At 31.2% G+C, this 21109-nt stretch carries 24 protein-coding genes; 8 read left to right on the forward strand and 16 right to left on the reverse strand.

The genetic code is table 11. The annotated features are described in order from the left end of the window. Nucleotides 1-43 precede the first annotated feature (43 nt). Both B6F84_RS03255 and B6F84_RS03260 read left to right on the forward strand, forming a co-directional pair. Nucleotides 44-559, forward strand: a complete 516-nt coding sequence (locus B6F84_RS03255) for a hypothetical protein (protein ID WP_236749031.1) — start codon at nt 44-46, stop codon at nt 557-559. Then, nucleotides 538-852: a hypothetical protein gene (locus B6F84_RS03260; protein ID WP_148690904.1), complete on the forward strand. Its 315-nt coding sequence runs from the start codon at nt 538-540 to the stop codon at nt 850-852. The genes B6F84_RS03255 and B6F84_RS03260 overlap by 22 nt, the downstream gene beginning before the upstream one ends. Here B6F84_RS03260 and B6F84_RS03265 read toward each other — a convergent pair whose 3' ends face one another. The 5 genes from B6F84_RS03265 to B6F84_RS03285 are packed head-to-tail and all read right to left on the reverse strand — an operon-like array spanning nt 853 to nt 5308. After that, nucleotides 853-1983 (reverse strand): aminotransferase class I/II-fold pyridoxal phosphate-dependent enzyme, encoded by a 1131-nt coding sequence (locus B6F84_RS03265; protein ID WP_148690905.1) that lies wholly within the window; start codon nt 1981-1983, stop codon nt 853-855. Continuing rightward, the gene (locus tag B6F84_RS03270; RefSeq protein ID WP_148690906.1) at nt 1967-2893 is read right to left on the reverse strand and encodes a homoserine kinase; all 927 of its coding nucleotides are present in this window, start codon (nt 2891-2893) and stop codon (nt 1967-1969) included. The genes B6F84_RS03265 and B6F84_RS03270 overlap by 17 nt, the downstream gene beginning before the upstream one ends. A gap of 50 nt (nt 2894-2943) precedes the next feature. Further along, nucleotides 2944-4554 carry a molybdopterin-binding protein gene (locus B6F84_RS03275; protein ID WP_148690907.1) on the reverse strand — a complete coding sequence of 537 codons (1611 nt, stop codon included), beginning with the start codon at nt 4552-4554 and terminating at the stop codon, nt 2944-2946. A gap of 23 nt (nt 4555-4577) precedes the next feature. Beyond that, complete coding sequence (locus B6F84_RS03280) at nt 4578-4859, reverse strand: PqqD family protein (protein WP_148690908.1); 282 nt, start codon at nt 4857-4859, stop codon at nt 4578-4580. Next, a complete protein-coding gene (locus tag B6F84_RS03285) occupies nt 4856-5308 on the reverse strand; it encodes an OB-fold nucleic acid binding domain-containing protein (protein WP_148690909.1) in 453 nt (150 codons plus the stop codon). The genes B6F84_RS03280 and B6F84_RS03285 overlap by 4 nt, the downstream gene beginning before the upstream one ends. A gap of 294 nt (nt 5309-5602) precedes the next feature. Here B6F84_RS03285 and B6F84_RS03290 point away from each other — a divergent pair, with 294 nt between their 5' ends. Together B6F84_RS03290 and B6F84_RS03295 are read left to right on the forward strand one after the other, a co-directional pair. After that, nucleotides 5603-6760, forward strand: a complete 1158-nt coding sequence (locus B6F84_RS03290) for an AAA family ATPase (RefSeq protein ID WP_148690910.1) — start codon at nt 5603-5605, stop codon at nt 6758-6760. Next, entirely contained in the window at nt 6757-8118 is a 1362-nt protein-coding gene (locus B6F84_RS03295; protein ID WP_148690911.1) for a vWA domain-containing protein, read from the forward strand. The genes B6F84_RS03290 and B6F84_RS03295 overlap by 4 nt, the downstream gene beginning before the upstream one ends. Before the next feature lie 55 nt (nt 8119-8173). Here B6F84_RS03295 and B6F84_RS03300 read toward each other — a convergent pair whose 3' ends face one another. Genes B6F84_RS03300 through B6F84_RS03325 form a run of 6 tightly spaced genes read right to left on the reverse strand, consistent with a single transcriptional unit; the run spans nt 8174 to nt 13126 of the window. Beyond that, nucleotides 8174-8518: a succinate dehydrogenase gene (locus B6F84_RS03300; protein WP_148690912.1), complete on the reverse strand. Its 345-nt coding sequence runs from the start codon at nt 8516-8518 to the stop codon at nt 8174-8176. Then, complete coding sequence (locus B6F84_RS03305; protein ID WP_148690913.1) at nt 8515-9387, reverse strand: CoB--CoM heterodisulfide reductase iron-sulfur subunit B family protein; 873 nt, start codon at nt 9385-9387, stop codon at nt 8515-8517. Before B6F84_RS03305 ends, B6F84_RS03300 begins: the two co-directional genes overlap by 4 nt. Then, nucleotides 9384-10340 (reverse strand): succinate dehydrogenase/fumarate reductase iron-sulfur subunit, encoded by a 957-nt coding sequence (locus B6F84_RS03310; protein WP_148690914.1) that lies wholly within the window; start codon nt 10338-10340, stop codon nt 9384-9386. The genes B6F84_RS03305 and B6F84_RS03310 overlap by 4 nt, the downstream gene beginning before the upstream one ends. A gap of 1 nt (nt 10341) precedes the next feature. Continuing rightward, complete coding sequence (locus tag B6F84_RS03315) at nt 10342-12042, reverse strand: succinate dehydrogenase flavoprotein subunit (protein ID WP_148690915.1); 1701 nt, start codon at nt 12040-12042, stop codon at nt 10342-10344. 39 nt (nt 12043-12081) lie between these two features. Then, nucleotides 12082-12867 carry an HAD-IIA family hydrolase gene (locus B6F84_RS03320; RefSeq protein WP_148690916.1) on the reverse strand — a complete coding sequence of 262 codons (786 nt, stop codon included), beginning with the start codon at nt 12865-12867 and terminating at the stop codon, nt 12082-12084. Next, a complete protein-coding gene (locus B6F84_RS03325) occupies nt 12854-13126 on the reverse strand; it encodes a hypothetical protein (protein ID WP_187152741.1) in 273 nt (90 codons plus the stop codon). Before B6F84_RS03325 ends, B6F84_RS03320 begins: the two co-directional genes overlap by 14 nt. A gap of 29 nt (nt 13127-13155) precedes the next feature. Between B6F84_RS03325 and B6F84_RS03330 the strand changes: the two genes are divergently transcribed. Then, nucleotides 13156-14748, forward strand: a complete 1593-nt coding sequence (locus B6F84_RS03330) for a DUF2070 family protein (RefSeq protein WP_187152742.1) — start codon at nt 13156-13158, stop codon at nt 14746-14748. Here the strand turns inward: B6F84_RS03330 and B6F84_RS03335 are convergent. From B6F84_RS03335 to B6F84_RS03350, 4 genes are all read right to left on the reverse strand, one after another. Next, nucleotides 14719-16080 carry a digeranylgeranylglycerophospholipid reductase gene (locus B6F84_RS03335; protein ID WP_148690919.1) on the reverse strand — a complete coding sequence of 454 codons (1362 nt, stop codon included), beginning with the start codon at nt 16078-16080 and terminating at the stop codon, nt 14719-14721. The two genes, B6F84_RS03330 and B6F84_RS03335, sit on opposite strands and share 30 nt — an antisense overlap. 37 nt (nt 16081-16117) lie before the next feature. Then, entirely contained in the window at nt 16118-16501 is a 384-nt protein-coding gene (locus tag B6F84_RS03340) for a DUF5751 family protein (protein WP_148690920.1), read from the reverse strand. A 269-nt stretch (nt 16502-16770) separates the two neighbouring features. Then, on the reverse strand, nt 16771-17310 hold the full coding sequence (locus B6F84_RS03345) for a metallophosphoesterase family protein (protein ID WP_148690921.1): 540 nt from the start codon (nt 17308-17310) through the stop codon (nt 16771-16773). Beyond that, the gene (locus B6F84_RS03350) at nt 17310-18125 is read right to left on the reverse strand and encodes an isoaspartyl peptidase/L-asparaginase (protein WP_148690922.1); all 816 of its coding nucleotides are present in this window, start codon (nt 18123-18125) and stop codon (nt 17310-17312) included. Before B6F84_RS03350 ends, B6F84_RS03345 begins: the two co-directional genes overlap by 1 nt. A 57-nt stretch (nt 18126-18182) precedes the next feature. On the opposite strand from B6F84_RS03350, the gene B6F84_RS03355 reads away from it, so the two are divergent. From B6F84_RS03355 to B6F84_RS03365, 3 genes are read left to right on the forward strand one after another with little or no spacing between them, the layout of a single operon-like run. Then, nucleotides 18183-18683, forward strand: coding sequence for a hypothetical protein (locus tag B6F84_RS03355; RefSeq protein WP_148690923.1), 501 nt, complete (start codon nt 18183-18185; stop codon nt 18681-18683). Between the two features lie 8 nt (nt 18684-18691). Beyond that, on the forward strand, nt 18692-19711 hold the full coding sequence (locus B6F84_RS03360) for an NAD(P)/FAD-dependent oxidoreductase (protein ID WP_148690924.1): 1020 nt from the start codon (nt 18692-18694) through the stop codon (nt 19709-19711). Further along, on the forward strand, nt 19708-20187 hold the full coding sequence (locus B6F84_RS03365) for an Lrp/AsnC family transcriptional regulator (protein ID WP_148690925.1): 480 nt from the start codon (nt 19708-19710) through the stop codon (nt 20185-20187). The genes B6F84_RS03360 and B6F84_RS03365 overlap by 4 nt, the downstream gene beginning before the upstream one ends. Nucleotides 20188-20208: 21 nt before the next feature. Here the strand turns inward: B6F84_RS03365 and B6F84_RS03370 are convergent, their stop codons facing one another. Further along, nucleotides 20209-21090 carry a RimK family alpha-L-glutamate ligase gene (locus B6F84_RS03370; RefSeq protein WP_148690926.1) on the reverse strand — a complete coding sequence of 294 codons (882 nt, stop codon included), beginning with the start codon at nt 21088-21090 and terminating at the stop codon, nt 20209-20211. Nucleotides 21091-21109: the final 19 nt, after the last annotated feature.

A 21109-nucleotide genomic window follows, 5' to 3' on the forward strand; every position in this document is an offset into this window, starting at 1 on the left:
CTTTAAACTTCATATTGTTAATTTAAGGATTAAGTGGTTTAGATTGAGCATAGAATCAAAGTTTACTTCATTTACTAATGAAGAAATAAAGGTAGGTGAAGCATTAGCTCATATAGTGTCTGCAGCCTCAATAGTTGAGGCATTAGAAGGTGAATCAAAAGATATAGATGAAATAGTAAGTAAATACGTTGATTTATGGATATTTGAGATGGCACCAATTGAATATTATCCAGGCTTAGCTGAAATGTTAGGCTCAAGAATATCTAGAAAATTAACTCAAATATTTGATGAAATTTCTGAAGACGAATTTGGAACCACATTAGATGATGCATTACAAATGAAAAAATCTATTGATAATGGAGAAATAGTATATAATTATGCTGATTTAGAAGTCAGAATTGAAAGAGTATTACGCGGATTAGGAGTTAATATAAATGATTTTGGTTCTATATTAGAAACAAATGATTACTATTTAAAAATGAAAAGACTATTAGGTTTATTAACAGTGGCAATAGGAATAGCATCAGTGAGAGGAAAATGGATAGCGGAATCTCAATAACAGCAGAAAAATTAATTGATATTACAGCTAAGAAAGCATCGCATATTGCGTTAAAAGAAGATGAAATAACTAAGACAGTAGGATATTCATCAAAACAAATAGCTGAAACAGCAGTAGATAGAGTAGCTTTTTGGTTATCTAACGAAGAAAATCATTTATTATATTGTAAACTATGTAACAAAGGTCCTTTTACAAAAAGAGGATTGTTTCTTCATTTAACGAGGATACATAGACAGGAAATAAAATTAATGTTAGAAGATGAAATAAAAAAGGAAATAAAAGCAATTATCTAATCATTTTATGCTTTGTAATGCTTGATCTAAATCTTCAATTAAATCTTCAACATCTTCTATTCCAACTGAAAGCCTTAATAAAGAATCTGTAACGCCCACTGCTTCTCTTTCTTCTTTAGTTAAGGTTCTGTGACTCATGGTAGCAGGATGAGAAATTAATGAATTCACTCCTCCTAGGCTTTGTGCAGGAATTATAGTCTTCACGTTTTCCATTACTTTTATAGCTTCGTCTTTTCCCCCTCTGACTTCAAAACTAACTACTCCACCAAATCCGTTCAATAATCTTCTAGCTATATTATAATCAGGATGAGATTTTAATCCAGGATAGTATACTTTTTTAACTTTAGGATGATCTTGTAAGAATTCTGCAATTTGCTCTGCATTTCTATTTATTGTATCCATTCTGATTTTTAACGTCTTCAAGCCTCTTATCGTTAAATATGCTGTGAATGGTTCCAAACTAGTCCCTAATGTTCTTCTCATAAGATCAACGTTTTTCAATAAGCTATCATTTCCTGCAGCTAATCCTGCTATAACGTCATTATGTCCAGCGATAAACTTAGATGCACTGTGAATTACTATATTAGCACCTAACTTTAGTGGCTTTTGATTTATTGGCGTAGCAAAGGTTGAATCTACAATAAAGATACTATTATTTTCTTTTGCAATTTTGCCTATCTCTTCTACGTCCATAACTCTTAATATTGGATTTGTTATATTTTCAATAAAAATTACAGAGAATCTTTTAGATTTCAAATTTTCAATAAAGTTATCATTCCCTGGTTTGCTTATTGTTACATTTACTCCCCAGTTTCTTAAGAAATCGGAAGCAAACCTTAGACTCCTTCCGAAAGTATCCATTGGCATAATAATTGAATCTTTAGGTTTAAGTATGCTTAACAAAGTAGTTGTTATTGCTCCCATACCAGAGGAGAAAGCCATGCCAACTTCTGCTTCTTCTAATTCTGCAATCTTATTTCCTAATTCTAATACAGTTGGATTTAATTCTCTAGTATATCTGAACTTTTCTCCTTGAGGGAACGCATATGCTACAGTTTGATAAATAGGTGTAGTTATAGCTCCAGTAAATTCATCAATATCTTCTTTCACTGATTTAGTTGAGTCTTTCATGTTTTGCACCTTCTGCCAATTTTGCTTCTATAAAGTTACATTTGACATCATAAGAAGAACAGACATCATAAGCTTCTTTCTTAATTTTATCTAAATTTGTATCATTATCATATAATATAAGAATGCTTGGTCCAGCACCACTAACGCAACTTCCTACAGCATCGTTTTTTAAAGCTATTTCCTTTATTTTCTTATAATATGGAAATAATGGCTCTCTAGCAACTTCTACTATATCATCATTTAATCCCATTCTAACAAGCTCTTTATCTCCTTTTATAATACCTAGTAGAAAAGAACTAAGATATCTCGAATTATTAACATATTTAGATAAACTTATCTGATTAGGTAACATTTCTCTTGCCTTTTTAGTTTTACCTTCTTTTTGTCCTTCAGGAACTATCAGTAAAATATTAAAATCTAAATTTACAGGAATTTCTACTACTCTAACTGGAGAAACTGAACTTACTGAGACTATGCCTCCGAATATACTTGCTGCAACATTATCAGGATGAGGAGATCCAGAAGAGGCTTGTTCACCTAACATTGCATATTTTACTAAATCGTTCTTACTTAACTTTAAATCAAATAATTCATTTATTCCGAGTACAGAAGCTGCAGCTGAGGCTCCGCTACTTCCTAATCCTAAACCGAAAGGAATTCCTTTCTTTATTTTAATTTTTATTCCTCTATCTATTCCTTTATCTTGAAGCAACATTTTTGCTGCTAATCCTGCTGAATTCTTTTCTATTTGTAAAGGTATTCTATCATTAGACTCTATTTCTATTTTATTTTTTTCTTTATTTTCTTCAATAATAATTTCATCTTTAAACGCAGTATGAGCTAATGATAAAATATCAAATCCAGATCCCAAATTAGCTGATGTTGAATAAGCTATAACTCTTACTGACACAGATTACTTTAAAAAGAACTATATTTAAGATTTCCTAATTTTACGCTATTTTAAAAAATTCCGGAGAAGAATTTATCTTTAATATCCTTATTAAGAATTACTACGTATAATTTTTCTTTTGCGAATTCTTTTCCATCTATATAACCTTCTGGAGCATAAACACGAGCTTTTCCTAAAAAGTTGATAGCAGTATTAGGTGACTTCAATTTAACTGCAGGATTTTTTATCAATTTACTTATGCCTATCCAATCAAAATAACCTACTTCTTCCTGATTTTCATTTCCATTAACTAGTATATTTCTTTCAATCATATAGTCATACTTTTCTGGCGTGCAATATAGAGAACTTACTACTATAACATCTCCAATCCCTTTTTCTAAAGCCTTATATCCTACATATGATCCTAAAAATATTTTTCTAAAAGGTAAATTGTAAAATCTCTTATCTTCTTCTCCTATTATTGTTGGATTATTATTGATATTTTTTACTATAACATCTATGCTTTCATTTTCCTTTATCTTGCTTCCGGGTTCTAAGCCTACAAATCCATCAGCAGAAGAAAAGCTTCCAACCATGTAACTATCAAAAGGAATTGGTATGGCATAACCATTTACTATATAAACTGGAGTGTACGTAAATCTCTTTTTATCTGCAGATAATTCAGTTAATACCTTTAATGTAGCGATAATATCATTAGATTTACTAGGTAAAAGATATTTGGAAACTATTCTATCATATACCATTATCGTAGAGACTATATTTCCAGGTAAACCTATTACAGTCTTTCCTTTGAATTCTCCAAAAAGTGTTGGTTTACCGGGCTTAAATTTAATTCCATGTACTATAATTCTTCCTTTCTCACTAATTATTTGGTGTACGAAATCTTTTTCTCCAGCGCTTGTTCCTCCAGTAGTTATTATCACATCCGCTTTTTCTGCTCCTCTTTCTAAAGCATTTTCAATTTCGTTTTTATCGTCCTTTACAATTTCGTATCCTACTACTTTAATTCCATCTTGAACAAGTCTAGCATATAAGTAGTATAAATTACTCTCATAGATTTTACCTGGTTCCAGTTTTTCTCCTGGATGAACTAATTCATTTCCAGTTATTATTAGGTAAATTTTAGGTAAATCATAAACTTTAATTTTATCAATCCCAGCAGAAGATAAAAACGCAATTTTCTCAGGAGATAGTATTTCACCTTTTTTTATTATTTCAAATCCCTTAGGAATATCGCTTCCAATCCATGCAACATTTTTTCCAAAAGAAATTTTTTCTGGGATTAAAACATAATCTCTTTCTATTTTTGTATCTTCAATTTTAACAACAGCATCAGCTCCTTCTGGTATCATAGCTCCTGTATCTACTTCTATTGCATCATTTCCTTCAATTCTTAAATTAGTGCTTTCTCCAATATTTATTTTTGCTTTGATTTTAAATTTTCCTGGTGTGTAACTAGATTTTATGGCAAAGCCATCAACAGTAGATCGAGAGAATGGGGGCAAATCTATGTTTGAATAAATGTCTTCTGCAGATATTCTATTTAATGCTTCAAAAAGATTTACTTCGCTTATCTTATATGTTAAAGGCTTTTCTTTAATTAAAATAGATAAGGCTTGCTTATATGTTAAAAGGTTATCTTCAGGTAAAATAGCTCTCATAAAAAATAATTGTGAAAAATAACTTATAACGTTATGAGAGAGGCTTGTTGTAATTGATCAAGGACTGCAGATATAGGATCTTTAAGTTGATCAAATTCTATGTTTGCCTCTTTACTTACTTCGTCTACAATTTGATTTACGGTTTTTTCTCCGTCACACATAGCCCAAATATAATAAGCTATTGGAGCAACCTCATATATTTTATCTTCTGATAGTTTTATTATGTAATTTTCTCCATTTTCAGCTTTGTCTAGGAATTCTCCTACTTTTTGTGGTTTTTTATCCTTTATTTCTTCAAAATTCACTCTTCCTCATCTCCACCATAATTAGATCTTTGTGGTCTTCTTCTGTATTGATTTCTTCCGCCTCTGAATCCTCCTCTACCATAATTCCTTCTAGGCTGTGGTGAATGATCCTCTGGCATTGTTTCTGGGATTTCTTCAGCTTGAGGAATTCCTTCTTCCTCTCCTTCAGAAATTTTGGATTTGCTTCCTGCATTTAATTGTACTTGGCCTTTAAAAGCAGTAGTCCAACCGTTTTCAACTTTTATTACTTGTCCTTCTTTTATGGTATCTCCTTGGTTGCCCCATAATGTTAGTTTTACTCTTCCTGTTTCGTCTCCTAATATGATTTCTCTAATGGTTCTTTGGCCATTTCTTGTTTGTACGACTTTTTGTTCTCCAACTTGGAGAACTCTACCACTTATATTTACGTTTTCCATTCCTGCTTTTAGATTACCTATTTTTTGTTCCATGTATCCCGACTCACGAAATTTATTAATATATAATTGAAAAGAGATATATTTAAATCTTCTCCATTGACATATTTAAGTAAAATACTTTTGTAACTATTCTCATAGGAAGTTTTCTATATAAAATATTTTATCAAGAATACATACTGAATTATCGCATAGAGATTTCGATCTTTCATTAATTTTGTAATCAATTAGTTTTATATATATCTATATAATAATTAGCTTCATTATATATTATCTATGTAAGGTTATTTTTTAACCTTTGTTTATAAGCTATAAAATCAAGTAGTAAATATGGGAGAAACAGTGGATAATAAAATTCTCGAGCTTCCAAGAAAGTTCTTAGAAGCTCTATCTAGCCCATTTATTGGTAGAGAAGAAGAGGCAAAAGTAATTACATTAGCTCTTTTAACTAAAGAACATATTGTTTTAATAGGAGAGCCAGGTACAGCAAAATCTGCTTTAGCAAGAAGAGCTGCGGAGCTCTTAAACGCTAAATTCTTTATGTATTTGCTAACAAAGTATACTGAACCTGCAGAATTATTTGGAGCACTAGATATTAATGCATTAAAACAAGGTATTTATAAAAGAATTACTAAGGATAGATTACCAGAAAGCGAAATAGCATTTTTAGATGAAATATTTAATGCAAATAGCGCAATTTTGAACGCGTTATTATCATTATTAAATGAAAGAGTGATATATGATGGTTATAATGTAATAAAAGTTCCTTTAAGAACATTAATAAGTGCTAGCAACAGAGTTCCAGATGAACCAGAATTAGAAGCATTATATGATAGGCTCCTATTAAGGCATTATGCTAAACCAGTAGGCGAAGAAATGTGGAAGAATTTAATAGAATCTGCATGGGAGCTAGAGTTTACTAGTAAGTGGAAAGTAGATTCTCCAATAATGGGTATAGACGATGTAGACAAAATATATAATTACTTAACTGAAGTTGATTTAAGTGCTGTAAAAAGTAAATTATTGAAATTATATGCTATGCTAGAAGAAAAGGGAATTCACTTAAGCGATAGAAGAAAAGGAAAAGTTCTAAAAATTGTCTCTGCTCATTCTATATTAAATGGTAGGTTAAAAGCAACAGAAGAAGACTTGATAGTATTAAAATATATAGCACCCAAAGAAATAGACGATTTTGAAAAAGTTTCTGCGTTACTATCAGAAGAATTAAAGACTCCAATAAAGTATATGAGAGAATTAAATGAAATTTACAATAATATCAAGGAAGCAGGCAAATATGTTGATGCAGCTAATGAATCAGATCCAAGGTTAATAGATTTAATAAGATCATTAAAGGCTACTAGAGATAGAGTAATAGCATTAGGAAAGGAAAGTGGAGACGAAAAAGTAGAAGAATTCTCCAAAGAAGTAAGTTCTGAAATAGATAAACTATTAGAAAAAGTAGCCAAAAAGCTGGGGATATACACATGAGTGGATATTTAGTTGGAGTAGATTATGACGATCCGATTATAAAGTATAGAGGAGATAGAATACTTTATACTTTGAAAAAAGTTACGGGAAAAGAGGCTAACATAGATCAGAACTTTTTAATTGATACATATTATGTACACTATTTACCTTTACCATTACTGAAACCTAAATCTGATTTAGCTCAATCAGATATGATAAAATATTCATTACTTGACATGACCTTATCGTCAGATTTAGTAATTAGAAATAGAAATTATTCAATTGCAAACTCAGCAGTAAGTATGGCGTTATCAGTAAGTTATGTTCAAAATTTGATAGAAGAATTAGAAAGAATTAGACGCACATCACAATCAGCAGAAGAAAGGGAAGCGGCAGAACAGATACTAAATGGATTAATGAAAGGAAATTCATCAAAAGAAGGTTCAGGTGAAAAGCAAGAACAACAAACACAACAAAGCCAAGCTGCAAATAAGTTATTAAAACAAGTTCATGAAAAAGCCTTATCTAAAGCCTCAGAAGACGCTAACTCTGTAAGAAGCATGCAAAGAATAGTAGGAGGTAATGGAGCTGGAACAGGAAGCGTATTGAATTTTGAGGGTGATATACATGAAGTTTTAAGGTTGGCAAGAAATACTGAAATTAAGAAAATCTTAGAATTCTTGAGTGGAATTCCAAAGTTAGGAAGCTTAACTAAGAAGAAAACGACCAAATATGCAAAGGGTGAATTATATGGTTATGAAGAAGGTTCAGATTTAGAAAGATTAGTCCCATCAGAGTTAGCTATGCCAGAAGAATTATTCTATGTTAGACTAGCAGAAAGCCAGTTATTGTTATATCAAAAAGAAATTAAAGAAAGTTTAGGTCCTATATATTTACTCTTAGATAAATCTGGAAGTATGGATGGAGAAAAAATATTATGGGCAAAAGCTGTAGCTTTAGCGTTATATAGCAGAGCTAGGAGAGAAAATAGAGACTTTTATTTGAGATTCTTTGATAATATTCCATATCCTCTTATTAAAGTAGTGAAGAACGCCAAAAGTAAGGATGTAATAAAAATGATCGAATACATAGGAAAAATAAGAGGAGGAGGAGGTACTGATATAAGTAGATCTGTTATATCAGCATGTGAAGATGTTAAAGAAGGTCATGTAAAAGGTGTAAGTGAAGTAGTTATATTAACTGATGGAGAAGATAAAATTGCTGAAACAACAGTAAGAAGATCGTTAAAAGATTCTAACTCAACATTAATTAGCGTTATGATTAGAGGAGATAATGCAGATCTTAGAAGGATTTCAGATACTTACTTAGTAGTATACAAATTAGATCAGAATGATCTACTTAAAGTTGTAGAAGCATAATAATATAGCGTATAATTTATTTTTTAAACAAAAAATTGATATATTACTTTATCCTTTATTTCTTAATTTTTTGTAAATAGTCTTTTATGAATGAAAGATCATTATATAAATCTTCCTTAGTAGTTTTTATCCATAATAATCCTCCAGCAGAATCTTCTATATTTCCTTTAATTTTGAGATCCTTAACTCTGTCCTTCCAATTAAAAGGAATTTTAGAGATTATATGAACATATAAATCTCCATCTAGTCTTAAATGAATTTTGCCCCACATTATATCTCCTAATTTATATTCTAATTCTTTTGCAAATGGCGGTTTTCCAGGTCTTTCGGATACTTCATACCAAGATCCTGTTGTGGCTCCCAATTTCTTTAGTTGAGAAACAATTTCTTCTTCCGTCATATTAATCCCTTAGATCTTAATATTTCTTGAGCCAGTTTACTTATTCCTAATTCGTCTGCAGAAAATCCAAAAGATAATCCTAGTAATTGCGTGATGTAAATAGCTGGAAGAGTCCAATTTAGATTGAATTCTGTTTTAATTTTTAAGTGAGTTACATCTAACTGTAGGTGACATAGACTACATGGATGGACTAATATTTCAGCATCTTTAGATTTTGCCGAATTAATTACGTTATATGCTAGTTTTATTCCAACCTTAGGGTTACTTCCCATCAGTGGAAATCCACAGCAAGCAGTAGCCATAGGAAACTTAACTGGAGTAGCTCCAGTAATTGCTATTAAATCTTCCATACTATGAGGGTTAAATGATGGCTCAAATCCCATTATTTGTTCTGGTCTTAGCATTTGGCAACCATAATAAGCTCCTACCTTTAGTCCAGTTAATTGTTTCTTAACATGTGATTTGATCTTTTCTAAACCTACATCTCTTACTAGTACCCATACTATGTGCTCTGCAGATGCTTTTCCAGAATACTTAACGTTAGCTTCTGCTAGCTTCTTATCTACTTCTTTTCTTAAATCCCTATTTTCCTTGTACTTTGTAGAAGCTAATCTATGGCTCTGTAAGCATACACTACAAGGAGTTACCATCTTATCCATTCCCATTCTTTCTACTGTAGATAAATTCCTTAGATTTAATGCAGCATGTGCTTTTTCATCATATTCATCTAAAAATCCTCCTCCGCAACAATTCCAATCTTCTACTTCTACTAATTCTATTCCTAACACTTCAGCTACTTTTTTCGTTGCTATATCTACATCTTTTGATAATCCATGAGTAGCGCAACCTGGATAATATGCTATTTTCATTTTTCTTCACCTATTATTTTTCTTATTTGATCAATATTCTTAACTTTGGCCTCACTTATTAAGGCATATTTTAATTTTCCATTTTGCATAGCGTAAATCATGTCTTTTATCGTAGTAACTAATCCGTAAGTTGATATATACACTTTTGCTTCTTCTATTTTTCCAGTATCTTCTATGCTTTTTACAATACTTTCTATATGTTTTTCTCCAGTATTAGCTACTGGTGTTTTATTTGTTAGGAATTTAGTATGGGCTCTAGTTTTCTTAATTGTAGTTACTGGCTCAACGTCTCTAGGGCATACGTTAAAGCATTGATAACAGTATGTACACCTCCATGAACTATCAATTAATATCTTGAGTCTTTCTTCGTATATGGTATCTCTAGGATCTGCAAGGAATCTATATCCTTTAGCGTGAGCAGCTGGACCTAAGAAATCTGGGTCATTCCTTACTGATGGGCAAGCTGATACACATAATCCACACCATATGCATTGTTCGAATTTCCATAATTCTCTTTGGTCTTCCGGTTTTAATCTATGTTCTGCTTTTCCTTCTAAAACTTCTTTTGACGGATATAATCTTGGTTTAACTTTGAACATCCTTTCGTAAAAATTATCCCAATCTACTATCAAGTCTTTAATTACTGGGAAATAATCCATTGGCTCTAATGTAATTTCATTTTTTCCATATTTCTTTACCATATCTAGTGCTAACGTTTTGCATGCTAACCTTGGTTCTCCATTTATTTTCATTCCACAGCTTCCGCAAACAGCCATATGGCAAGAAGCTCTATATGCTAGTGTAGGATCTTGCTCAGTCTTTATCCTTCTTAAAACTTCTGTCATCTGCGTAAATCTATCTACTTTTAATTTGTACTCTTGCCACCAATCTCCTTTTTCTTTATTAAATCTTTTTACTTTTACAACTATTTCTTGTTCTTGAAGGTCTGACATCTTAATACACCCTAGGTTCTGGTTTCCATTTAGTCATTCTAACTGGTTTATACGTAATTTCTACAGTATTTCCTTTTAAATATGAGATAGTATGTTTTAGCCAGTTATCGTCATCTCTTTGTGGATAATCAGTTCTAAAATGAGCCCCTCTAGATTCTTTTCTATTTAAGGCTGACTGAGCTATAACAATAGCTAAGTCTAACATATTTCTTAGTTCTAAGGCGTTGAAGAATTCAGTATTATACGTCTTACTTTTATCTGTGACATACATAGTTTTAGACATTTCTCTCAATTGATTTATTTGAGAAATTGCATCTTTCAAATGATCCTCATCTCTATAGATTCCTACTTCGTCCCACATTACATTTCTTAATTTATTCAGAATTTCTCCAAAATGAACTCCAGATTCACTTTTAGTATATTTATAAGCATCGTCTACTATTTTGTCTACTTCGTTATCTAAACTGTTAGAGTCTTCAGTATGTGATTCTAAAAACTTTGCTACAGCTCTACCAGTTTCTCTACCAAATACTAAAGTTTCCAATAAAGAATTGGATCCCAATCTATTTGCTCCATGAACCGATACGCATGCAGCTTCTCCTGCTGCAAATAATCCTATTAAATCTGAATTCATTCCAGTTATATCTACATCAATACCTCCCATGTAATAGTGTTGTGCAGGTCTCACAGGTATAGGTTCTTTTGTAGCGTCGACTCCGGAAAAGCTTAACGCTGCTTCATAAGCTAAAGCTAATCTTTCTTTAATATATTCTTCTCCTAGATGTCTAAGGTCTAATCCTACATATCCTCCAGGAAATCCTCTTCCTTCTCTTATTTCAGTTATTATCGATCTAGAAACTATATCTCTAGGAGCTAAATCTAACTTCTTGGGAGCATAACGTTGCATAAATCTTTCTCCTTTATTGTTAATTAGAATTGCTCCTTCTCCTCTTGCTGCTTCACTTATTAAAATGTCAGAAGGATATAATGCTGTAGGATGGAATTGAACAAATTCTGGATCTTTCAACGCTGCTCCGGCTCTTAAAGCCATTGAATATCCATCACCGGTATTAATATAAGCGTTAGTAGAGTGAGCATAAAGCATACCCATTCCTCCAGTAGCCATTACTATAGCTTTAGCTTTGAAAAATACTGGATTCATTGACTTCATTTCCATTGCTACAACTCCTACAATCCTTTTATCATCTCTTACTAAGTCTAGAGAGAACCACTCATTATAGAAATCTATGTTATCTAATCCAGAAACTCTCTGGAATAATGCATGAAGTAGAGCCATTCCAGTTTTATCTCCCACAAATCTAGTTCTTGGATAAGTCTGTCCTCCAAAATATCTTACTGCTACTCTTCCATCTGGCTGTCTATTGAATAATGTTCCCCAGCTTTCCATTATTCTTACTATTTCTCCTGATCTCATTGAAAGGAGTTCAGCTGCATCTTGATCTACTAAATAATCTCCTCCTTTGATAGTATCATAACTCATATAGTCTGGATTGTCATTTGGATCAGAGTTTTCTTCAATATAAGCTGCTATTCCTCCTTCTGCTGATGACGAGTGAGATCTAGTAGGAAAGACTTTTGATATTACTGCAACTTTGTATCCGTTAACAGCTATTTCGTGCGCAGCCATTAATCCAGCTAGTCCACCGCCTATAACTATTGCGTCATAAGAGAGTTTTTCCATAAACTAAAACTCTTAAAAAAGCTTAAAAATCATTTCATTCTAAATTAAAGATGTTAAATTCTCTACAATGAGTTTAGGTTTTATTCCAGACTTTTCTACATCTTCTTTCTTGGAAATTCCAGTTAATACTAAAATAGTATCTGCTCCAATTTCATTTCCCATCTTTATGTCAGTTTCTAATTGGTCTCCTATTACAAGAACTCTAGAAAGATCTTTTATATTACTTATTTCCATTGCCACTTCAATAATCCATTTATTTGGTTTTCCTGCAATAAAATCAGGTTGTTTATTTAACGCATAGATGATAGAGGAAGCTAGTGCTCCAGCCCCTAATTTCAATCCGTCTTTTGATGGCCATAATCTATCCATATTAGTTACAATAAATTTTGAACCGTTAGCTATGCATCTCATTCCCGCTGATAACTTATCATATGTGCTTAGTCTATCCAAACCTAAAACAACTGCATCTGGATTCTTAGTGTCTATTTCATAGGAAGATAAAATATTGAATTCAAAGTTTTTCATTTCTTCTACTAATCCTTCTTCTCCTATTACGTATACAGTTTTAATTTTGGTCTTTCTCTTCATATATAAGGCTGCTGATAATCCACTAGTAATTATATTGTTTGGATCAATATTTAACCCTAGGTAATTTAATTGTCTTGATAATAGAACTCTACTGAATCCAGAATTATTAGAAACAAGTATAAGTTTTTTTCCTGTTTCTACAAATTTTCTTAACGCATATATATTTTCCCATATCGGTTCTCCTTCTCTTACTATAACGCCATCTACATCTGAAATTATTAAGTCATAATCCAGCATTTTTTAAAGCCTCTATTTTTTTCTTTACTTTCTCAGTTAAATCGTCTCCTTCATATAAGAAACCGAATAAACCAAAAGGATAATATAATGCTTCTTCACAATTCCATTTTCCTGGATATGCCGGCGTTACTTTGAAATATTTATCAAAAACAAAAAGTAAATATGTTTTATTACTATTATCTTCAATTATATATAAAATACAGTCTGACAATTTATTTTCTACTATCTTCTTTGCTGAAAGCTTTTCTTTATCAATCATTTTTTTATCCTCTCTATTATTTAATACTCGTGGATTCAGAAAAACTTACTAGAAAATATTATTCTGACTACTCTAAAGTGCTATCAATACCTAGCCTAAAAGTATTAATATCCATCAATGCTATAGAGACTGCATTAATTTTTCTTAGAGGATTAGAAATAGGCTTATTATTCTTTTATTCGTTCATAATCTACTTTGCATACGTTCTATTAATATTTTGGAAAAGAACAAAAACATCTTTAGTTATGACATTAGTATTTTCAATAATATACTTGATATTTTCTTTCCTTCCGATATCATACATATTTGCCTTTGGTGCATTTATCCCATTAATTAATTATCCGCTACTATTAGATCACGGAGAGAAAGCTTCATTCATTCTTTCATTATTTTCTGGACTTATACCATCAATTGTACTTTTTAGAATAACTTTTCTTGGTGTAATTTATGTTCTTATTATAGGTTTGGTATCATTAATCTACGTTTACGAAATTAATAGAAAAGGAAATAAAATAATAGGCATTCCTTCTTTGAACGTAATAAGGCCATTTTTGAGAGCGGTAAGCTATAAAAAAGATGAAGATTTAGAAAACTTTCTAGAAAAAATATCTGTGCCTACTATAATAAATATAGCTACGTTTAAAATAGGTGACATGTACTTTGTTCTTCCTCAAATTCATTTCGGAATGTATGGAAATATAGGAAGTTCAAAATTTCCATATCAAGTAGAAGAATATTTAAAAAATGCTATAGTATTTCATACTCCAGGTAGTCATGAATTAGATTTGCCATCAAGCAGAGAATCTAGAAGAGTAGTTGAAGAAGTTTTAAAAACAAAATTAGATAAAATCTATTTTACTGGAATAGAAAGTCAAAATATTGGTGATTTTAACATAACATCAATAAGATTTGATAAAGCTTCTATTTCTTTTGTTCAAAGACCAAATAAAGGTATAGATGATTTGCCTGGTGGACTATGGAGAGATATAGCATTAACTAAAAATTTTCTAGTAGATTGTCACAATGAAACATTAACAGACGAAATAGGAAAAAGAGAATACACTCAATTAAGAGACTTTGTTAGAACCACTAAAATAAAACCTAAATCAGACTTACAATTGGGATATTCAGAAACTATAGTTAACTGCGAAGGATTATGCAAAAATTTAGCTAGAGTAGTAACTCTAATAGATAAATCTAGTAGACAAAAATTATCCTTAATTTATATTTATGCAAATAATGCTTGCCATGGATTAAAAGATAAAATTTATGAGAAATTATCTGATTTAGTAGATTATCCCATACTAGTTACGCCTGATGATCATAGCTGTACTGCGAGTAATTTTGGAAATCTATATCAACCGGCAACAGTGTGTGATGATCTAATAGAAAAAGCTAGATCATTAGTTATAGAATCTATAAAGAATGCTAAAGATGTAAGTGATGTAGAGTTCGGAATGATCAAAGTAAAAACTAGAGTTCTAGGAAAAATTATATCTTCAATGGTAGAAGGTTTAGAAAAAGTAGGAAGTTTTACACTAAAAACCTTCTGGATACCAATAATAATACCTTACGTAATTCTTTTTATATTATTACTTGCTGATAGCATTATCAAATTCTGAAACTATAGAATTAACTTTACTTTTCCATTTTTCTAAATCTTCTGGATTACTAGGATAAGACCTGTATAAAGTCTTTATTTCTTTCATGTATTCTGCTACAGTCTTTAATTTCATCAATAGTGAAGGCTTACCAAGTGCAGCTATAACTCTCATAGCTTTTTCTGCCACAGATAATTGCAAGTCTCCTTTTTCGCTAGCTTCTAGTAAGTCTTCTTCTTTAATTACTTTCTTTTTCATTCCGTAATTAATTTCTTCGTTAGATAATTTTTGTAAGAACCTCCTAAACAATTCTAAACTAGCTTGCTTTGCACCATATCTTTCTATATAGCATAAATTAGCATCCCATAGGCTAGACGCGGAAAAATCTCCATTTTCAAATGCTTTTATTACACTTTTAGCAGCACAATATCCAGCAATCATAGCAGACCCTTTACCACCTCCATGTACTGGATTCGCGGTAAAAGCAGAGTCTCCTACAACTATTATACCATTCCATACTAACGTTGATAATGGCCTTCTAGTAGGAACTAACGCACCTCCTTTGACTTCTATTCTTTTCATATCCAGGTCATTTCCATATTCTTTTAGATATTTATTGTAAAATGTATATATACTAGGATATCCCATTCCACCTTGAATTCCAAGTCCTATATTTACTTTATTCTTACCTTTAGGGAAATACCACCAATATCCACCGGGAGACGTCTCTTGATTTACAAAGATCTTTAAATATGTAGGATCTTCAATATCATCTACAGTATAAGCTACTTCTCTATAAGCAATATCAGCGTCTTTATCTTCTAAATTTTCTGTAACTGGAAGATTTTGAGGCAATTTACTTCTGAAGCTCATTGAGTATCCTGTAGCTTCAATAACTACTTTTGCATTAACTTCAATTTGGCTGTTATCTCTTCTATTAAAAAGTACTGCTCCTTTAACAAAACCATCTTCGAATATAGGTTTCATTGCTGTAGTTAAATCTAAAATTTCTACGCCTTTATTTTGAGTCTCTCTTAGGATTCTTTGATTGTATGCAGGCGCATTTATTTCAAAACCTTCTCCTTTTACAGTCCATTCTGTTTTATTATCTGGACTATATAGTTTTATTCCTTCAATTTTTTGTTCTAACTGATTTCCTTCTGGATAAGGCATTCCTAAATCATCAAAATGTGTCTTACTGACTGCATCTCCGCAAGGTTTGTCTCCTATTCTATTCCAAGGTTTACTATCAATCAAGAGAACCTTTAATCCACTGTTAGCTAAGTGCCATGCCGCAGTTGCTCCAGAAAAACCTCCGCCTATAATTAATACATCGTAATTGCTTTTCAACAAAATTCCCACCTTTTCTTCTTCCATATAAGATAAAAAATTATTTGCAATTATCTTTCAATATTTTTGCCTTTAAAGTATTATCTAGTGATTCCATAATTTTTTTCATTTGATATTTATTATCATCATCACAATAAGTAATTATTCCTTTAATTTCTGTATTATGCATTTTTTCTAGAATTTTATTTATTTGATCTGGTTTCCAAGTAAAAATTTCCAAACCTAAATCTAAATTATCTAATAACGCTTCTCTCGAATTAGCAAAAAAATCCCAATATTCTGAATTGCTTATTACATGGGCGATTATCTTCTTTCCACCTTGCATTCTTACATCCCTAAAAATTTTCCTAAAAACTTCGGTTAGTTCTTCATTCTTAACGTAAACAAGAACTACAATAGGATTGTAATCTATTTTTTGCTCCATAAAGATAAGAAAAATGGTATAAGTATTAAAAATTATTTAAGATAAACTCATTCATGATAGTATTTCAAGGGCAAGGAGAAGATTTTTCTAAAACTTTGAATAATTAGTTTAACTACTTAGCTTAAGTAATATTCATAATTTTTTATTTTTATAGAATTTCTAAATTTAAAATTTACTTAAAATATCAATTTGTTTTTTATTTTCAAATTTTTTATAATTACAGCATTTTTTGTGAAAATCATAAGAGAAAATTATAGAAACTGTTTGGTTTAAGAGTTAAGTGAGCGTAAATAATGATTAGAATCAGTTATAACTAGATATCCTCTACTATCTGCAGGGAACTCTCTTGTAATTCCTCCAATATATATTACTCTAGCTAGCTTATCCATTTCAAATCTTTTATATTGACCTACTACTATCCAATCCCAAGGCCCTGCATTAACACTTTTTCTTAGCTGATCAACGTCACCTTGATGACCATGCAAAATATAATATTTTATTGATGAAACATCAGCTATATACATCGTAGTACCTATAATTTCTTCCCTATATCTAGGCTCAGCCATTATGCATTTTACTGCATGTGGATCCATATCGCCTTGAACATAAATTATCTGTGCCCAAGGAGCAATACTTCTTATAACATAGAGTACATCAATAACTCTAGGACATTCATAATCCCAATAGCATTGGGTAGTATCACCATCTAAAACTATAGTTTCTGGTTCCTCCTTTTTAATTATAGTAGATAAAGTACTTTCAATATGTGGTTCTGGAAATCTTATATTACTCATAACTAGGATTTTCATTATATTTCACCTTCGAAAACAAATATTTTCTTTTGATCATTAGATTTAACCCCTCTAGCCATTCCGACAGTATTGAAGTAAGCACTTGCATATCCATTATAATCTATACCTATCATTCCTATATTATTCTTTCCAAAAATATTTGTAACCTTATTTATACTACTTCTTATTGCATCGCATATTGAAAATCCCATAGAAACTAAAATGTCAACTTCTTTTGCTGGTAACATTTTCAAAATTATTTCGCCTATACCAGTACTTGAAACTGCAATTCTAGGAGTAGCATAATATCCAGCTCCAGGTATAGGAGAATCTCCTACCCTACCTGGTAATTTTCCGGAAATTCCTCCAGTGCTAGTACCTGCAACCAGATTATTGTCATTATCTAAAGCTACAGCACCTACGGTATCAGATTCAATTAATGGCTTAAAAGTAGGAAAATCATCTTCAGCCTCTTTGCCAACTAAAAGTACATGTCTTCCATCTTTCATTACTTGTAAAGCCAGTCTTATAGGATTTCTAACTCTTACTGATGCAACTGCACCTACGAGAAATTTATTGCCTAGCATAATTCCTGCATCCATTTCTATTTCTCCTTTAGTATTCTTTACACTACCTTTACCGGCATCAAAAACTCCAGAATCTTCCATATAGCTTATTGCTTCTACTACAGCTTCAATAGAACTTCCTGATTTAAATTCTTTATATCCTGCATCCAATGCATTGCTAATCTCTTTTAATGCTTTATCTGCATCTCTTTCTTTCCAGTTTCCTGCTCCACCGTGAATTAGTAATACGGGTTTTTGGTATCTCACATGTGTATATTACCATTAGATATTTTTATTTTTGTTAACTAATACTCAAAGAGGAAAATGAAAGAACCCAATTCACTATTAATATCAATAATATTAATATTATTGCCAGTAATTCCAGCCTTACTGTTAAATTTCCCTATATTTGTAGGCGCTTCAGTTGTTGGATTTTTAATTTCTGTTTATTATTTCGTAAAATATTTACCTTGGAAAAGTTTGCAAAATAATGTAATTTCATTATACTTTACTGGAATATTTGCTTTTGGTCTAGCATTAGGAGTATTTCTAGCCTTGCCAGCCAAGCCAAGAGAATTTGCTTTAGTATCATTAGTAGAATCAATACCATTCTTTATAAGCTTCATATTACTGGTTAAATCTCTTCTACCAAAACTACTTGATAAATCAATAATAAAATTAGGTAATGGATATTTTGCAATGTTGATAGTAATTATTATAGGAGCTATTATTGGAAGATTCTTACATAACTTCTACGAACTTATATTTTTATATTCAGGATTTATTGCTTTAGGCATAATTGCTTATTTCTACTTTAAAGAATAGGTGAAAAAATGACTAGGATTGCTATAGTAGGAGGAGGACCAGCTGGAATTTCTTTAGCTTATTTTCTTAAAGGAACAAAAATAGATGCCACAGTTTATGAAAGCTTAGATAATGTTGGTTTAAAGCCTTGTGCATGGGGATTAATGAAAGGTATAGAGAACTATATTCCAATACCTAAGGAGTCAATTATAAGTGAAATTAAAGGATTTAAAATATATTTAGACGGCAAATTACTTTATGATGTAAGAAAAAGGGAAAATTTGGGATATATTATTGATAAACCAAAATTTCTTAGAATTCTAGGAGAACAAGTTGATCTGCAATTAAAATCTAAGGTTCAAGAAGTAAACAGAAAAGAGAAAGACGAAGAAAAAAATATAATAAAAATAAACGATAAAGAAGAAGAATTTGATAAAGTAATATATGCTAATGGTCATTACTCACTTTCAAAAGATTATACAATACCAGCAATACAATATATAACTGACTACAAAATAGATCCAGAAATTGTAGAAATGTATTTCTTTTCAGATCTATTAGGTTATGGATGGATATTTCCAGAAGAGAATGGATCAAAAATAGGAATTGGCGGATACGCAACAGTAGATTTTCTAAAAGAGAAATTGAAAAAAATACTCACTGGCAATACTAAAAAATTTGAAGGGGCTAGAGTTACAGATTATGGGATAATAGAAGATAGATTAGAAAATGGAAATTATATAGGCGAAGCTTTAGGCACCGTTTATGCAGTTACTGGAGAAGGCATAAGGCCGTCAATAATATCATCTAAAATAATGGCTGATTCTATTTTAGAAGGAAAAGATTTTTCTAAAGAATTCAAGAAGAGCAATCTGTATTTTTCCATGCAAGTTCACGCTAAAATAATAAAATCTTCTAAAGGGAAAAATAGCATAAAAGGACTAGAAAGAGTATTATTAAAGGCAAATCCAGATTTAGTATTAAAGTTTGCTATGGGCGATTTTACTAAATTAGATTTGTTAAAGTTATTTGGAAGTATGATAATATGAGTGACCACTATTATTTGGATGATGTAGATAAAAAAATAATCACTATATTACAACAAGATTCAAGAATATCATTTTCTAGATTAGCTAAAATGTTAAACTTAAGTGAATCAACAATACACATGAGAATAAAAAGGTTAAGAGAATCTGGAGTAATAAGAAACTTCTGCGTAGACGTTGATTTAGATAGAATAGGAATGAACGTATTAGCCTTTGTTTTATTAAAAGCAGATCCAAAAAAATATGAGAAAGTACTTGATACGTTAAAAGAAATGAAAGAAATTTATGAGATATATGATGTCACAGGTGAATTTTACGCTCTGCTAAAAGTTAGAGTATGTAACAAGGAAGAATTAGCTAAAGTATTAGATAAAATAGGAAATATGGAAGGAGTAACTTCCACTTATACTATGTTCGTTTTAAGGACACTAAAGGAGAAAAAACTTATTTTTGATCAGGGCGAGAGCTCAACATCATAAGTCAGTTGGTTTGACTTATCCTCATTTCTTTATTTTGCTTATTAAATGATCAATAATATACTTTGCGGGATTTAGATTAGTAGCAGTCATAAATCCTTTCCATAGTGGTGCACCATTAACTTCTAATATTTTGTACCCTCCTTCTTCATCTTCAACAATATCAATTCCAGAATATTCTAAACCTAAAACTTCAGTAGCCTTTATAGCCATTTCCTCGACTTCTGCCGTAGGTTTTAGCATTTGTGCCATTGCACCTTGAGCTACATTAGTTTTCCAGTTACTTGGAGAAATTCTATATATAGTACCAAGTAATCTTCCTCCTACTACGAAAGCCCTAATATCCCTATCTGGTTTCTTCACATATTTTTGAACATAAACTGGCTGATTAACTGAAAGAATAGCTTTAGCAACTCTAAATACTATATCTGGGCTAGATGCTTTTACTGCACCTAAGCCTAAACTTCCCATAATAGGTTTTATAACTACTTCTCCCCATTTTTCTGCTAACCTCATAGCTTCAAACGGATCTTCAACTAGAGCAGTTGGAGGAACAGGTATTTTATGTTTACTTAATTTAATTAAACTACCAAATTTGTCTCTAGCTAAAAGCATAGATTTTACTGGATTAATTAAAGTAATACCACTCTTCTCCATTTCCACTAAAATATCTACTCTCTTGGTTAATTGTTCCATAGTTATTAGAAATCCGAAATTTCTTATTATACCTCCATCTAAATTGATCGATTTACCTGAATAGTTAAATTGAATTCCATTATCAATTTCTCCATTAAGCTTAGAAGGCCTAATGTAATAAGCAGTATGTCCCCTATTTTTTATTTCTAGCAACAGTTCTTTAGAAGCTTCTGAAACCTTGGGAGACTCGTGAATAACTGCAATTTTTATAAATCTTCACCAAGATTCA

This window comes from Acidianus manzaensis, assembly GCF_002116695.1.
GTDB classification, from domain to species: Archaea; Thermoproteota; Thermoprotei_A; order Sulfolobales; family Sulfolobaceae; genus Acidianus; species Acidianus manzaensis.

Bases quoted from the DNA above. Each gene is read 5' to 3' on its own strand.
- B6F84_RS03260 (WP_148690904.1), top strand. From the start codon at position 538: ATGGATAGCGGAATCTCAATAACAGCAGAAAAATTAATTGATATTACA.
- B6F84_RS03265 (WP_148690905.1), bottom strand. From the start codon at position 1,983: ATGAAAGACTCAACTAAATCAGTGAAAGAAGATATTGATGAATTTACT.
- B6F84_RS03275 (WP_148690907.1), bottom strand. From the start codon at position 4,554: ATGAGAGCTATTTTACCTGAAGATAACCTTTTAACATATAAGCAAGCC.
- B6F84_RS03285 (WP_148690909.1), bottom strand. From the start codon at position 5,308: ATGGAACAAAAAATAGGTAATCTAAAAGCAGGAATGGAAAACGTAAAT.
- B6F84_RS03290 (WP_148690910.1), top strand. From the start codon at position 5,603: ATGGGAGAAACAGTGGATAATAAAATTCTCGAGCTTCCAAGAAAGTTC.
- B6F84_RS03295 (WP_148690911.1), top strand. From the start codon at position 6,757: ATGAGTGGATATTTAGTTGGAGTAGATTATGACGATCCGATTATAAAG.
- B6F84_RS03300 (WP_148690912.1), bottom strand. From the start codon at position 8,518: ATGACGGAAGAAGAAATTGTTTCTCAACTAAAGAAATTGGGAGCCACA.
- B6F84_RS03305 (WP_148690913.1), bottom strand. From the start codon at position 9,387: ATGAAAATAGCATATTATCCAGGTTGCGCTACTCATGGATTATCAAAA.
- B6F84_RS03310 (WP_148690914.1), bottom strand. From the start codon at position 10,340: ATGTCAGACCTTCAAGAACAAGAAATAGTTGTAAAAGTAAAAAGATTT.
- B6F84_RS03315 (WP_148690915.1), bottom strand. From the start codon at position 12,042: ATGGAAAAACTCTCTTATGACGCAATAGTTATAGGCGGTGGACTAGCT.
- B6F84_RS03320 (WP_148690916.1), bottom strand. From the start codon at position 12,867: ATGCTGGATTATGACTTAATAATTTCAGATGTAGATGGCGTTATAGTA.
- B6F84_RS03325 (WP_187152741.1), bottom strand. From the start codon at position 13,126: ATGATTGATAAAGAAAAGCTTTCAGCAAAGAAGATAGTAGAAAATAAA.
- B6F84_RS03340 (WP_148690920.1), bottom strand. From the start codon at position 16,501: ATGGAGCAAAAAATAGATTACAATCCTATTGTAGTTCTTGTTTACGTT.
- B6F84_RS03345 (WP_148690921.1), bottom strand. From the start codon at position 17,310: ATGAAAATCCTAGTTATGAGTAATATAAGATTTCCAGAACCACATATT.
- B6F84_RS03355 (WP_148690923.1), top strand. From the start codon at position 18,183: ATGAAAGAACCCAATTCACTATTAATATCAATAATATTAATATTATTG.
- B6F84_RS03360 (WP_148690924.1), top strand. From the start codon at position 18,692: ATGACTAGGATTGCTATAGTAGGAGGAGGACCAGCTGGAATTTCTTTA.
- B6F84_RS03365 (WP_148690925.1), top strand. From the start codon at position 19,708: ATGAGTGACCACTATTATTTGGATGATGTAGATAAAAAAATAATCACT.